This is a genomic window from Fulvimarina uroteuthidis (genome assembly GCF_034321785.1).
GTDB classification, from domain to species: Bacteria; Pseudomonadota; Alphaproteobacteria; order Rhizobiales; family Rhizobiaceae; genus Fulvimarina; species Fulvimarina uroteuthidis.
In genome coordinates this window covers 685,520-700,022 of the sequence record NZ_JAXLPB010000002.1, presented here as the reverse complement: position 1 = coordinate 700,022, position 14,503 = coordinate 685,520, and the positions used below count along the sequence as shown (strand labels likewise).

Sequence of the window (14,503 nt, the reverse complement as noted above, 5' to 3'; positions counted from 1 at the left end):
GCGCACCCATCACCCCCAAGACAGTTCGACGTAGACCCATGAAACTCCAAGACCTGAAGAACAAAAGCGCGCCTGAACTCATCGCCTTTGCGGAGGAGAACGAGGTCGAAAACGCCTCGGTCCTGCGCAAGCAGGAGTTGATGTTCGCGATCCTGAAGCAGCTTGCCTCCCAGGATACCGAGATCGTCGGCGAAGGCGTCGTCGAGATCCTGCAGGACGGGTTCGCCTTCCTGCGCTCGCCCGACGCCAACTATCTTCCCGGGCCCGACGACATCTATGTCTCGCCCTCGCAGATCCGGAAGTTCCAGCTGAAGACCGGCGATACGGTCGAAGGTCCGATCCGCTCCCCCAAGGAGGGCGAGCGCTACTTCGCCCTCCTCAAGGTCAACACGATCAATTTCGACGATCCCGAGAAGATCAAGCACAAGAGCCATTTCGACAATCTGACGCCGCTCTACCCCGACGAACGCTTCAAGATGGAGCTGCCCGAGGGTGCCGTGAAGAAGGACATGTCGGGCCGCGTCATCGATCTCGTCGCTCCCCTCGGCAAGGGCCAGCGCGGCCTCATCGTCGCACCGCCCCGCACCGGCAAGACCGTTCTGCTGCAGAACATCGCCCATTCGATCACCGCCAACCATCCCGAATGCTATCTCATCGTCCTGCTCATCGACGAGCGGCCGGAAGAGGTGACCGACATGCAGCGCTCGGTGAAGGGCGAGGTCGTCTCCTCCACCTTCGACGAACCGGCCCAGCGCCATGTCGCGGTCGCCGAGATGGTCATCGAGAAGGCCAAGCGCCTCGTCGAGCATGGCCGGGACGTGGTCATCCTCCTCGATTCCATCACCCGCCTCGGCCGGGCCTACAACACCACCGTTCCCTCCTCGGGCAAGGTGCTGACCGGCGGCGTCGACGCCAACGCGCTCCAGCGCCCGAAGCGCTTCTTCGGTGCGGCCCGCAATATCGAGGAAGGCGGGTCCCTCACCATCATCGCGACGGCTCTCATCGACACCGGCTCGCGCATGGACGAAGTCATCTTCGAGGAGTTCAAGGGCACCGGCAATTCGGAGATCGTGCTCGACCGCAAGGTCGCCGACAAGCGCACCTATCCGGCCATGGACATCCTGAAGTCCGGCACGCGCAAGGAAGACCTTCTCATCCAGAAGTCCGATCTCCAGAAGATCTTCGTGCTTCGCCGCATCCTGTCGCAGATGGGCACGACCGACGCGATCGAATTCCTCAACGACAAGCTCAAGCAGACCAAGACCAACGCCGATTTCTTCGACCAGATGAACACCTGATCGACGCGGCTCCTTGCGCATCGTTGCGCAACGGGACCGGAAAGGCCCGCCCGCTTTCGCAAAGCCGGCGGGCCTTTTCGTGTCCGCTGCCGGTCGTTTCGTGGACGTGAAGATCACCGGCCGTTGACCGGCCCGGCGTCCGGGTCCATCTGGACATGCGACCCGCGCCAACCGCCACAGAGGAGCCCCATGACCGACGCCCCCCATCCAGCCGTCATGCGCGTTGTGGCCGATGCCCAGTCGAAGGGCATCAAGGCCAAAATCATCCACACCGAAGCGACCGCGCGCTCGGCCGAAGACGCCGCGAAGGCGCTCTCCGTCTCGGTCGGGGAAATCGTGAAGTCCCTGGTCTTCAAGGGCAGGGACAGCGGCAAGCCCTATCTGCTGCTCGTCTCCGGCGACAACCGGGTCGACGAAGCCACGGTCGGCGCGCTTCTCGGCGAAACGCTCACCCGGCCCGATGCCGATTTCGTGCGCGAGGCCACCGGGTTCGCCATCGGCGGCGTCTCGCCCTTCGGCGCGACCCGGGAGATCGCCACCTATATGGACGAGGACCTGTTCCGCTTCGCCAGCGTCTGGGCGGCCGCCGGCACGCCGAACGACGTCTTCGAGGTCGTTCCGCTCCAGTTGCGCAGCGCCACCAAGGCGCAGCTCGGCCCCGTCAAATAGCCGGGCCGACCAAGGTCTCAGGCGCCCTCACACAGGCAGCAGCAGCCCCTGCAGCGCCTCGGGGGTGAACACCGGGGCCCGGCAAACCCGGCCCGTGCAATGGAACGCGGCCGGCGTGCGGCTGGGATGCGATTCGGACATCGGGTTGCTCTGCGGCAGCATCGCCGGATCGTGCGTCACGAAATCCAGCCGATCGAGATCGACGGTCCTTGCGACGATGTCGACCATCCCGTTCCATCCCGGGTTCGAGCGCCACCCGAAAAGCGCAAGCTCCGAGCCGCGCGTCAGCCGCTCCGCCGCCGAGACGATGCCCGGAACGCCCGATGGGGCCGCGCCCGCCCGGCCCGCCGCCAGGAGCACCGCCCGCTCGGCGCGCTCGGACAGATCGATCCGTCCCGTCACCTGGGCCAGGAGCAGAAGCCCCTCCAGGACAAGCGAGGTGCCGGACGGCATGGCATCGTCCTGGTCGCCGCGCAGCCGGGCCGGCACGTCGCTCGCATCGCTCGCATTGAGAAAATGCCCCCCCTCGCCGTCCGCATGCCAACGTTCGAGTTCATCCGCCAGCCATTCGGCATGGCTGAGCAGGGCCGGATCGAGCGTCGTCGCAAACAGCGCCATGGCCGCCGAGATCATGGCGCCATAGTCCGACGAAAGCGCGAGGCCCGCCGTCCGCCCGTCCCGCGCGGCATGGCGAAGCCGCCCGTCGACGACCATCTCGCCCATCACGAACGCGAACGCCTCCCGGCCGAGCCGCAAGGCGGTCTCCTCGCCGGTCGCCTGATGGATCTCGGCGAGCGCGCGGATCGCAAGGCCGTTCCAGTCGGCGAGGATCTTGTCGTCGCGTCCCGGCCGTGCGCGGCGTTCGCGCAGCGTCAGAAGGGCGGCCTTGTCCTCGTCGAAATCGGCGTCCGAGCCCTCGGCACCGCCATGAAGCCGGTGCGGGATCGAATGGCCCTCCCAGTTTCCGCCTTCCGAAACGTCGTAGGCCTTGGCGAACGCGGCCGCCCGCGGGCCCAGGGCCGCGTCGATCTCCGCGCGTTGCCACACGTAGAAGGCGCCTTCCTCCATGTGGCCGGCAGCGTCCGCACTGTCGGCGTCGAGGGAGGCGGCAAGACCGCCGCCCGCCGTCCGCATCTCCCGGTCGAGAAAGCCGACGGTCTCGGCGATCCGGCGACGGAACAGATCCTCGCCGGTCGCCCGCCAGCACCAGGTCAGATGCCGCAGGAACTGGGCATTGTCGTAGAGCATCTTTTCGAAATGCGGCACCAGCCAGCGCTCGTCCGTCGAATAGCGCGCAAGCCCCCCGCCGATATGGTCGTAGATGCCGCCGAGGCACAGCGCCCGCGTCGTCTTGAGGAAGGCGGCCTTGTGCTCCTCGTTGCCATGGTGAAAGCCGGAGCGCGCCAGCACTTCCATGTAGGGCGCGTTGGGAAATTTCGGGGCCGTGCCCATGCCGCCGCGCACCTTGTCCATCATCGTGCCGATGCGGGCGGCCACCGGTTCAAGGGCCAGATGGTCGAGTTCGCCGGGTGCGGCATGGGTTTGAAGATGGGTCCTCAGGCGCACGCCGATGTCCTCAGCGCTCTTGTCGATTTCCGCGCGCCGCTCCGTCCACGCCCTGTCGAGCGCCTGCATGATCTGGACGAAGCCGGGACGGCCGTAGCGCGGCTCCTTCGGGAAATAGGTCCCCCCGAAGAACGGCTTGCCCTCGGGCGTCAGCACCATGGTCATCGGCCAGCCGCCCTGCTCGCCGAAGGCATGCAGGGCGGTCATGTAGAACTGGTCGACGTCCGGCCGCTCCTCGCGGTCGACCTTCACATTGACGAACAGCGCATTCATGATCTCGGCCACCGCCGCGTCCTCGAAGCTCTCATGGGCCATCACGTGGCACCAGTGGCAGGCGGCGTAGCCGATCGACAGAAGGATCGGCCGGTCGCGGTCCCGCGCCTCGGCAAAGGCGGCCTCCCCCCATTCGCGCCAGTGAACCGGATTGTCCTTGTGCTGCAGGAGATAGGGGCTCACGGCATCGGCGAGCTGGTTGCCCCCGGCGGCGTTCGACTGGCTCATGGCAATTGTCCCGGCTGCTTCGTTCCCATGGGGTGATACCGCAAGACCTAGCGGCGACCACGCCCTTCGACAGGCTATCGACCCCGCAAGCGCCAGAATTTACAGGCGGAAACGAAACGCCAAGATCCCTCTCCGCCATCGGGGACGGGCAGGGAACGGGCCGGGACGACACGCCCGCGGCGGATCTCCCGCAGTCCGCTCCGTGCCGCGCAATTCGGGCCGACAAGGGCTCGCGCGGCGCGATCGCGGATCCGAACGCCGAAGAGCTTCATCGAGATCGCAATCGTCCGTCCCGTTCCCGGCCTGCGCGACCGGAAGCGCATGAGAGGAATTTATGCACATGATAGGCATTCTTGACTCTTGCGGTTGCCTCTGGAATCCATAGGAACATATCGGGAACGATAGAGAGCTCGAGTCGCTGCACCGGCCACCCTGCTTCGGGTGGCGGAAGGAGGATGTCATGTCTGCCAACATTTCGTCCCTGCCTTCGGGGCCGGCGCGCATCACACGTCAAGACTCGGGAAAATCGTTATATTCGTGTCATATCGACACGAAATCAACCCTGCTCGAAAGTCTGCGATCGCAGATCGCGCGCATCGAGGAAAAGCCGGCGACCTGGTTTCGCGATGGAACCGGCGATGCCGGCGCGAAACCGAAGGGCGCCGGGCAGTCGGCTGCATCACCGGGGCACGGCCCCGAAGAACCCGGCACGGGGGAAGACGATTTTCCTAGCTCCGGGCCTGTTTCCGGTATGGGCCGTGTCCGCCAGGATCGTCGGTGCACCCCGCACGAAGCGATCTCCCTTGGCGACGCCGCCGTCGATGCGGCGCTCGGCGGCGGCTTTCCGGCGGGCGGCCTTGCCGAACTTCACGGCGACGAGGCCCGCGACGGCGGCAGTCTGGCAGGCTTTGCCATGGCGCTCGCCGCACGGTTCGGCGCGTCCCGGGACCGTCCCGTCCTGTGGATCAGCGAACGACCGGCGATCCACGAGGCGGGCCTGCCCTATCCTCTCGGCTTTGCCGCATTCTCGGTGCCCTCCGGCGCGATGACCCTCGTCTGCGCCCGCAGGCTGGACGATGCGATCTGGGCGGCGGAGGAAGCGGCCGCCTGCAAGGCGCTGGCCCTCGTCGTTCTGGAGGCGCGGGGCAATCCGCGCCAGCTCGGCCTCGAAGGCACCCGCCGCCTGCATGTGCGCGCCCACAAGGCCGGCGTACCGCTTCTTCTCGTGCGCCAGAGCGCCGAGGCGCAGTCGACCGCCGCCCCCTTGAGGCTGCGGATCGGGCCGGCCCAGGCGCGTCCCGTCGCCGATCTTGCCGATCAGCGCCGGCTCGTCGGCGCACCCGTCTTCCCTCTTTCCATCGAAAAGAATCGATCCGCCCGCACCGGCCGGATCGATCTCGTCTGGAGTTCCCATGACCGCTCGTTCCGCCTCGCAGCATGGCCGCACGCAGGATCGCTTCCTGGCGCTCGCCATGCCGAAGCTTCCGACAGACCGGATCATCCGCGACCGGCTGGGGCGCACCTGGCGTTCCGACGCGCCGGCTGAGGCGCGGATGCTTCCGCTCGCGCTCTACCAGAGCGCGGCGAACGCCAACCGGATCACCGCTGTCTGCGAGCGCGCGGAGGCGCAGGGTCTTGCGACGGGCGCCGGGCTGTCGGAGGCGCGGGCGCGGTTTCCCGGCCTCGAGACCCTTCTTGCCGAACCGTCGGAAGATCGCCGGCTTCTTGCGGCCATCGCCGACTGGTGCGATCGCTACACGCCCCTCGTCGCCCTCGATCCGCCCTTCGGTCTGATCCTCGACATTTCCGGCTGCGCCCATCTTTTCGGCGGCGAGCGCGCCCTGATGGACGATCTCCTGATGCGGCTTTTCCACCAGGGCTTTCTCGCCCGCGCCGCGATCGCCGGCTCGGCGGGCACGGCCATCGCCCTCATCGGCGTTCCCTCGCAGCCGGTGGTGGTACGGGCGGGCGAGGAGCGCGCCGCGGTCTCGCAGCTTCCCGTGAGCGTCCTGCGGCTCGAACCCGAAATGGCGAGCCTCCTGCACCGGCTCGGCCTGAAGACCATCGCTTCGCTTCTCGATCAACCGAGAGCCGGCCTTGCCCGGCGCTTCGGCAAAGGCCTCCTGCGCGTCCTCGACGAGGCGACGGGCCTTGCCGAAAGACCCATCTCGCCGCGCCGTCCGGTGCCGCAACTGATCACCGAGCGCCGCCTGTTCGAACCGATCACCCTGGAGGACGATGTCGCCCGGGTCCTCCTCGCCCTCGCCGCCCGCATGAAGGGCGACCTTCAGGCGCGCGGGATCGGGGCGCGGACGATGGAACTCTCGCTCTTTCGCGTCGACGGCGTCGTCAACCGCGCTCTGGTCGCCGCCGCCCGCCCGGTTCGCGAGCCGGACACCGTCGCGCGCCTGTTCAAGGAGCGGCTGAAGAGCCTCGGCGACGAGCTCGATGCCGGCTTCGGCTACGATCTCGTCAAGCTGTGCGTCTACGAGACCGAGCGCTGGGACGATCTCCAGACCGATCTGTCCGGCAAGGCCGAGACCGGCGCGGCCTTCGCCCATCTCGTCGACCGGATCGGCGCCCGGCTCGGCGCCCGGAGCGTGCTGGCCCCCTGCCTTCGCGACAGCTGGCAGCCGGAGCGCGCGGCGGGCTGGCAGCCGGTCCTGGGCGCTGCGGACGGCGGCGAGGGGCCATCGCGAACAAGGCAGGGGACGAGCGAGGCGGCCGACGCGCCGTCCATCGCACCCCGGCCCCTGCGCATGCTGGTGCGGCCCGAGCCGATCGAGGCGAGCTTCGCGATCCCCGACGGCGCGCCGATCTCGTTTCGCTGGCGCCGTGCGCTCTACCGGGTCAGGAAGGCCGAGGGGCCGGAGCGGATCGCCGGCGAATGGTGGCACGAGGACCGCCCGGCGCGCGACTATTTCCGCATCGAGGACGAGGCGGGCCGGCATTTCTGGCTGTTTCGCGAGGGAGCCCGGGATCGCGATCTCGATCCGGATTTCGTCCTGACGACCGGCTCCGCGGCCGGTTCTCCCGCCTGGTACATGCACGGGCTCTTCGCATGACGGATGGAGGCCCGGGCGTCGAGACGCCGTTTGCCGAAATCGGCGTTGCGAGCTGCTTCTCGTTCCTCACCGGCGCCTCCCAGCCGGAGGAACTGGTCGTCACCGCCCATCGCCTGGGGTTGAAGGGCCTCGGCATCGCCGACCGCAACACCCTGGCCGGCGTCGTCCGCGCCTATCAGGTCGCAAAGGAGGAAGGCCTGCCCTTCGCGCCCGGCGCCCGCCTCGTCTTTTCCGACGAGGTGCCCGACATCCTCGCCTATCCGCGCAATCGCGCCGGCTGGGGCCGGCTCTGCCGCCTGCTCAGCCTTGGAAATCTGCGCGGGCAAAAGGGCACCTGCCTGCTTTATCGCGCCGATCTTCTCGCCTGGGGCGAGGACATCAATCTCGCCGTCCTTGCCCCTTGCGAGATCGGGAACGGCGAAGGCGCGCAGGCGGACGACCGGCTCGAAACCCTCGGCCGGACCCTTGCCGCGCTTCACGCCGCCTTTCCGGGCCACGTCTGGCTGGCCGCGCGCTTTTGCCATGACGGGCTCGACCAGCGCCGCCTTGCCCGTCTCGACGCGATCGCGGCCGCCTGCCGCACGCCGCTTCTGGCCACCAACGACGTTCTGGCCCACGCGCCCCGGCGGCGCCGGCTCGCCGACGTCATGACCGCGATCCGCGAGCATGTTCCGCTGGAGGCGGCCGGCCGGCGCCTTGCCATGAACGCCGAGCGGCATCTGAAACCCGGCTTTGAGATCGCAAGGCTGTTTTCCGCCTATCCGGACGCCCTGGCGCAGGCGAACCGGTTCTTCTCCCAGCTCGCCTTCGATCTGAAGAGCCTCCGGTACGAATATCCCGACGAGGCCCTCGGCCTGTCATGTTCCCCGCGCGAGGAGCTGCGGCGCCTCGCCTATGAGGGCGCCGGCTGGCGCTATCCGAACGGCGTGCCGGAAACCGTGGGCGAGCGCATCGAACACGAGCTGGCGATCATCGCCGCGCTCGAATACGAGCCCTACTTCCTCACCGTGCGCCACATTGTCGGCTTCGCCCGGTCCAGGGGCATCCTGTGCCAGGGGCGCGGATCGGCCGCCAATTCCGTGGTCTGCTACTGCATCGGCGTCACGGAAGTCTCGCCCGAGCGCGCCGGCCTGCTCTTCGAGCGCTTCATCTCGCCCGACCGGCGCGAGCCGCCCGACATCGACATCGATTTCGAGCACGAACGGCGCGAGGAGGTGATCCAGTACATCTTCTCCCATTATGGCCACGACAATGCGGCGCTGGCGGCGACCGTCATCACCTACCGCGCGCGCTCGGCGCTGCGCGAGGTCGGCAAGGCCTTTTCCCTGTCGCAGGATGCGGTGGCGGCGCTCGCCGGCTCGGTCTGGGGCTATGGCTCGGCGGAGGTCGGCGCGCGCGAGGCGAAGGCCGCGGGCCTATCCATGGAAGACCGGACCACCGCCGCCGTCCTCCATTATGCCGAGGAGATTTCCGGCTTTCCCCGCCATCTCTCCCAGCATGTGGGCGGCTTCGTCATCACCCGGGGGCGCATCGACGAGACCGTGCCGATCCTCCGGTCCTCGATGGACGGGCGCACCATCATCGAGTGGGACAAGGACGATATCGACGAACTGGGCATCCTGAAGATCGATATCCTCGCCCTCGGCATGCTGTCCTGCCTCCGCCGCGCCTTCGACCTGCTGAAGATCCATTACGGCCGCGAGATCGGCCTTGCCGATCTGTCCGAGGGCCAGGACGATCCGGCGACCTACGCGATGATCCAGCGCGCCGATACGCTGGGCGTCTTCCAGATCGAGTCCCGCGCGCAGATGACCATGCTGCCCAAGCTGCGTCCCGAAAAATTCTACGACCTCGTCATCGAGGTCGCGATCGTGCGGCCCGGACCGATCCAGGGCGACATGGTCCATCCCTATCTGCGCCGCAAGATGGGCCTCGAGAAGGTGAGCTACCCCAAGCCCGAGCTGGAAGCGGTTCTGGGCCGCACTCTTGGCGTGCCGCTGTTTCAGGAACAGGCGATGAAGATCGCCATCGTCGCCGCCGGCTTCACCCCCGGCGAGGCCGACAAGCTGCGCCGCGCCATGGCGACCTTCCGGCGCGTCGGCACCATCCACACCTTCCGCAGGAAGATGATCGACGGCATGGTCGCGCGTGGCTACGAGGCCGCATTCGCCGAGCGCTGCTTCAAGCAGATCGAGGGCTTCGGCGAATACGGCTTTCCCGAAAGCCACGCGGCCTCCTTCGCGCTTCTCGTCTACGCCTCCTGCTGGCTGAAATGTCATTATCCCGACGTCTTCGCCGCTTCGCTCCTGAATGCCCAGCCCATGGGCTTCTACGCGCCGGCCCAGATCGTGCGCGACGCGCGCGAGCACGGCATCGCGTTCCGGCCGATATCCGTCAACCGGTCCAGCTGGGACCAGAGCCTCGAGCCCGAAGCCTTCGATCCGTCCGCCATCAGTTCCGCGCACGTCTCCATGCGGCCCGCCATCTGGTCGCGCCATGCCGTGCGCCTCGGCTTCCGGCAGGTGAAGGGGCTGTCGCAGGCCGACATGGCGATACTGATCGCGCGGCGCGGCGCAGGTTACGATTCGGTGCGCGACGTCTGGCTCAGAACCGGCCTCAAGCGCGCCGTCATCGAACGCCTCGCCGAGGCCGACGCCTTCGCCTGCCTCGGCCTGTCGCGCCGCGATGCCCTCTGGGCCGTGCGCGCGCTCGATCCGAAGGGGGCGGCGGAGCGCCTGCCGCTCTTCGAAAGCGCCGCGACGAAGGATCTTCAGGCCGAACCCGACGCCCATCTGCCACCCATGCGGCCGGGCGAGGAGGTCGTCAACGATTATCGCTTCCTCTCCCTTTCCCTCAAGGCGCACCCGGTCTCCTTCGTGCGCGGCGTCCTCGCCGCCCGCCGGGTCCGGGACAATCAGAGCCTCGCAAGCCTGAGATCGGGCACCTGGGTCGATGTTTCGGGCCTCGTTCTGGTGCGCCAGCGGCCGGGTTCGGCCAAGGGGGTCATCTTCATCACCATCGAGGACGAGACCGGCGTCGCCAACATCATCGTCTGGCCGAAAGTCTTCGAAGAGTTCCGCCCGCTGGTTCTGGGCGCCCGCTTCATCAGGGTTTCGGGAACCATGCAGAGCGATCGCGGCGTCATCCACGTGGTCGCCCGGACCATCGAGGACCTGACGCCCCTCCTCGCCCCCGTCGCCGCCGGCGAGGAGATCGGCCGCGAAGGCATTGCGCGGGCGGACCATGTGCGCGCGCCGCTTCGCCATTCCTCGAACGGCCGCAAGAACGCCATGAGCGAGGACGAGGCGAACGCCGCGGCCTTTGCCGCCGGATCGCTGGCCGCCGCCATCTGCAATGCCGACGAGGTGCGCCGTCCGGTCGACGAGGACGCGCGAACCCGCGCCTTCCTCAAGCGGCACGGGCGGCGCGCGCAAAGCGCTGCGATCACGCCGGCCGAGGCCGCCGACGACGGGCATGACGGGCAAACCGGATCCGCCGGCGCAGCGGGTGGCGATCCGATTGTCGCCGTCCTGCCACGCGGACGAAACTTCCATTGACGATCCGGCAAACGAGACTTTTCCGATTGCGATATGCCGCTACATCGTTGAAATGTCGGAAGCGAGCGAAGCGCCATGCCTGGTCGTGCCATCGCCGAACGCCTTCCCTGCCGATGAATGGAGCCTCGATGCCGCACAGACGGTTGCGACCGGACGGATTGTCAGCCCTGGCTCGAACGATCGCGTCCCTCCTTCGATCGCGCGGCGCACGAAGCGCAGCCTTGTCGTCGGCCCTTTTGCTGCCCGCCCTGTCCGCCTGCACCTCGCCCCAGTCCACCTTCACGGGCGCCGGGCTGGAAGCGGCGCAGGTCGAGACCCTGTTCTGGGTCATGCTCGTCGGCGCGGTCGTCGTCTGGTTCGTCACCGTCGGCCTGTCGGTCTATGCGACGAAGGTCCGTCCCGGGCGCCATTCCGAAAAGACCGGCCTGCGCCTCATCGTCTGGGGCGGCGCCGTGTTTCCCACCGTCGTCCTGTCCGCGCTCCTGGTCTACGGCCTCAAGCTCATGCCCGAATTCCGGGCGGGCGCGAACGGGCCCACCATCGCCGTCTCGGGCGAACGCTTCTGGTTCCGCGTCGCCTACGCCGTCGAAGGCGAGCCGGGCGTCGTCAAGAGCCTGCCGCCCGGCGGCGTCGAGAGCGCCAACGAGATCTGGCTGCCCGTCGGCCGTCGGTCCGAGCTCCTGCTCGGCAGCCCGGACGTGATCCATTCCTTCTGGGTGCCGTCGATCGCCGGCAAGATGGACATGATCCCCGGCCGCGTGAACCGGCTCGTGGTCGAGCCGCGGAAGGAAGGTGTCTATAACGGCGTGTGCACCGAATTCTGCGGCGATGCCCACGCCGAGATGGGCTTTCGCGTCGTCGTCGTCTCGCAGGACGCCTACGATGCCTATGTGAGTGCGCAGGCCGAGCCCGCCCGCATCACCTCCGGCCCCGGCTACGACACCTTCATGGAAAATGGCTGCGACGCCTGCCATTCGGTGCGCGGCACGGCCGCCGACGGCGCGATCGGCCCCGACCTTACCCATATGGGTTCGCGCCTGACGATCGCCGCCGGCATCCTCGAGAACACGCCGACCAATGTCGCGCAATTCATCCGCGCGACGGACCATGTCAAACAGGGCGTCGAGATGCCGGCCTACGGCGTTCTGCCGGAAGCCGACATCGTCGCCATCGCAGCCTGGCTGGAGCAGCTGAAATGAGCAAGGCCCCGAGCACGCCAGCGCCCCGCGCCTCCAATGCCGGCATCGACGCGGTCGATCGTTCCGATCCCGCAACGCCGCCCTACACCGATCCGCCACAGCCCCAGACCATCGGCGCGAGCCATGTGGACCAGGAGGATCCCGCCGTCCGCGAGGCCCAGGAAAAGCGCCTCATCTGGGTGTGGGACGCGCCGAAGGGCTGGAAGTACTGGTCGGCCGTCAACAACACCGAAGTCGGCGTCTGGTACACCTCCACCGCGTTCATCTTCATGCTGTTCGCCGGCGTTCTCGGCCTCATGGTACGCGTGCAGCTCGGCGTTCCGGACAATGACTTCCTGACGGCGAGCTTCTACAATCAGGTCTATACGCTGCACGGCACGGTGATGATGTTCCTGTTCGCCGTCCCGATCTTCGAGGCGATGGCGATCATCCTCCTGCCCGAGATGCTGGGCGCGCGAGACCTGCCGTTTCCGCGCCTGTCGGCGTTCGGCTACTGGTGCTTCCTCATCGGCGGCGTCTTCGTGTGCGGCTCGATCTTCTTCGACAGCGCCCCTGCGTCCGGCTGGTTCATGTATCCCCCGCTCACCACGCAGGAGCGGTTCACGCCCGGCTACGGGCCCGATATCTGGCTTCTCGGCCTGTCCTTCATCGAGGTCGCGTCCATCGCGGCCGCCGTCGAACTCATCGTCGGCACGCTGAAATGCCGCCCGCCCGGCATGCGCCTCAACCTGATGCCGCTCTATGCCTGGTATGTGCTGGTCGTCGCCGGCATGATCCTGTTCGCCTTCCCGCCGCTGATCGCGGGCGACATCCTGTTCGAGATGGAGCGCCTGTTCAACTGGCCGTTCTTCGATCACGAGCGCGGCGGCGACCCCATGCTGTGGCAGCACCTGTTCTGGATCTTCGGCCATCCGGAGGTCTACATCGTCTTCCTGCCGGCCATCGCCCTCCTCGCCATGATCGTGCCGACCTTCGCGCGAAGGCCCATCGTCGGCTATTCCTGGATCGTGCTCGCCGCCGTCGGCACCGGCTTTCTGTCGTTCGGCCTGTGGGTCCACCACATGTTCACGACCGGCCTGCCCTCGATCTCGCTCGGCTTCTTTTCCGCGGCCTCCGAGGCCGTCGCGATCCCGACCGGGGTCCAGATCTTCGTCTTCATCGCCACCCTTCTCGTCGGCCGCGTCATCTTCTCCGTGCCGATGCTGTTCGTGTCCGGCGCGCTCGCCATCTTCGTCATCGGCGGTCTCACCGGCGTCATGGTCGCCCTCGCCCCCTTCGACTGGCAGGCCCACGACACCTATTTCGTCGTCGGCCACCTCCACTACGTCCTCATCGGCGGCATGCTGTTCCCGCTGGTGGCAGGCCTTTATTACTGGTGGCCTATTCTGGGCGGGCGCGCCTTGTCGGACACGCTCGGCAAGATCGCCTTCTGGATGATGTTCGTCGGCTTCAATGTCGGCTTCTTCCCCATGCATTTCTCCGGCATGATGGGCATGCCCCGCCGCGTATGGACCTATCCGGGCGGGCTCGGCCTCGACCTGCCGAACCTTGTCTCCACCATCGGCGCCTTCATCTTCGCCGCCGGCTTCCTCGTCGTCGTCGCCGACATTGTGAGGCCGCGCGGCCACCTGCCCCTCGCCAGGCGCAATCACTGGAACGCCGGCACGCTGGAATGGATCTCCGAGCCGGAGGACAAGGGCTGGGGCGTGCGCTCGATCCCCATCATCTCCTCGCGCTATCCCCTGTGGGACCAGCCGAACTTCCTCGACGATGTCGACAAGGGCCGCTTCTACCTGCCGGACGCGGAGGAACTGAAGCGCGAGACGCTGGTCACCGGCGTTCTCGATGCCGAGCCGATCCAGGTCCTGCGCGTGCCCGGCCCCACCTTCATGACCATGTGGGCGGCGATCTTCCTCGGCGCGGTCTTCATCTTCGCCACCTTCCACTGGTGGTACATGACCATCGCCGCCGCGGTCCTCGCCACGGGCGCCATCCTCGTCTGGGTCTGGCGCGGCACCGCCGTCATCCCGGAAAAGCGCGAGAAGGACGTCGGCCTCGGCCTCTCCCTGCCGCTCTACGTCTCGGGCCCGAAGGCGGTCGGCTGGTGGGCGATGTTCATCACCATGGTGGGCGATGGAACCGCGTTCCTTTCGCTCATCTTCGGCTATTTCTTCTACCTGACGATCCACGAGCAGTTCCCGCCGACGGGCGTCGAGGGGCCCGGCCTGTTCTGGCCCTTCGCCGCGCTCGCGGTCTTCGCCGCCGCCTGGGTCGCGACGATCGCGGCCCGCCGGACCAATGCGGCCGGCCAGGTGCTCACCGGGCGGCTCTGCATGGCTCTCGGCGGCGCCCTCTCGCTCGCCGCCGGCACGCTGCTCCTGTGGGCGCCCTACGCCGCGGGGCTCGATCCCGTCACCCACGTCTATCCCGCCACCGTCTGGATCATCGCGATCTGGACCGCGGTCCACGCGGCCGTCGGCGCCCTGATGCTCTTCTACTGCCTTGCCCGTTCGCTTGTCGGACACCTGACGCCCGAATACGACGCCGACATCCAGAACGTCGCGCTCTACTGGCATTTCATGGCGTGCACCGCCTTCGTGACAGTCGCAACGCTCTCCCTGACACCGCTCGCAAGCTGAGAAGGGGCC

At 67.6% G+C, this 14,503-nt stretch carries 8 protein-coding genes; 7 read left to right on the top strand and 1 reads right to left on the bottom strand.

Translation table 11 applies throughout. The features are described 5' to 3' along the window. The first annotated feature begins 38 nt into the window (after positions 1-38). Positions 39-1,298, top strand: a complete 1,260-nt coding sequence (gene rho / locus U0C82_RS08065; protein WP_322186560.1) for a transcription termination factor Rho — start codon at positions 39-41, stop codon at positions 1,296-1,298. A 189-nt stretch (positions 1,299-1,487) separates the two neighbouring features. Then, positions 1,488-1,967, top strand: coding sequence for a YbaK/EbsC family protein (locus tag U0C82_RS08060; RefSeq protein ID WP_322186559.1), 480 nt, complete (start codon positions 1,488-1,490; stop codon positions 1,965-1,967). A gap of 27 nt (positions 1,968-1,994) precedes the next feature. On the opposite strand, the gene U0C82_RS08055 is transcribed toward U0C82_RS08060, so the two are convergent. Continuing rightward, entirely contained in the window at positions 1,995-4,034 is a 2,040-nt protein-coding gene (locus U0C82_RS08055; RefSeq protein WP_322186558.1) for a thioredoxin domain-containing protein, read from the bottom strand. A 460-nt stretch (positions 4,035-4,494) separates the two neighbouring features. On the opposite strand from U0C82_RS08055, the gene U0C82_RS08050 reads away from it, so the two are divergent. The 5 genes from U0C82_RS08050 (at position 4,495) to ctaD (ending at position 14,494) form a co-directional block, all read left to right on the top strand. Then, positions 4,495-5,580 (top strand): ImuA family protein, encoded by a 1,086-nt coding sequence (locus tag U0C82_RS08050; protein ID WP_322186557.1) that lies wholly within the window; start codon positions 4,495-4,497, stop codon positions 5,578-5,580. Continuing rightward, positions 5,507-7,099 carry a DinB/UmuC family translesion DNA polymerase gene (locus U0C82_RS08045; RefSeq protein WP_322186877.1) on the top strand — a complete coding sequence of 531 codons (1,593 nt, stop codon included), beginning with the start codon at positions 5,507-5,509 and terminating at the stop codon, positions 7,097-7,099. Before U0C82_RS08050 ends, U0C82_RS08045 begins: the two co-directional genes overlap by 74 nt. Further along, positions 7,096-10,656 carry an error-prone DNA polymerase gene (locus U0C82_RS08040; RefSeq protein ID WP_322186556.1) on the top strand — a complete coding sequence of 1,187 codons (3,561 nt, stop codon included), beginning with the start codon at positions 7,096-7,098 and terminating at the stop codon, positions 10,654-10,656. Before U0C82_RS08045 ends, U0C82_RS08040 begins: the two co-directional genes overlap by 4 nt. A gap of 221 nt (positions 10,657-10,877) precedes the next feature. Further along, on the top strand, positions 10,878-11,855 hold the full coding sequence (locus U0C82_RS08035) for a cytochrome c oxidase subunit II (RefSeq protein ID WP_322186555.1): 978 nt from the start codon (positions 10,878-10,880) through the stop codon (positions 11,853-11,855). Further along, complete coding sequence (gene ctaD, locus U0C82_RS08030; RefSeq protein ID WP_322186554.1) at positions 11,852-14,494, top strand: cytochrome c oxidase subunit I; 2,643 nt, start codon at positions 11,852-11,854, stop codon at positions 14,492-14,494. The genes U0C82_RS08035 and ctaD overlap by 4 nt, the downstream gene beginning before the upstream one ends. Positions 14,495-14,503: the final 9 nt, after the last annotated feature.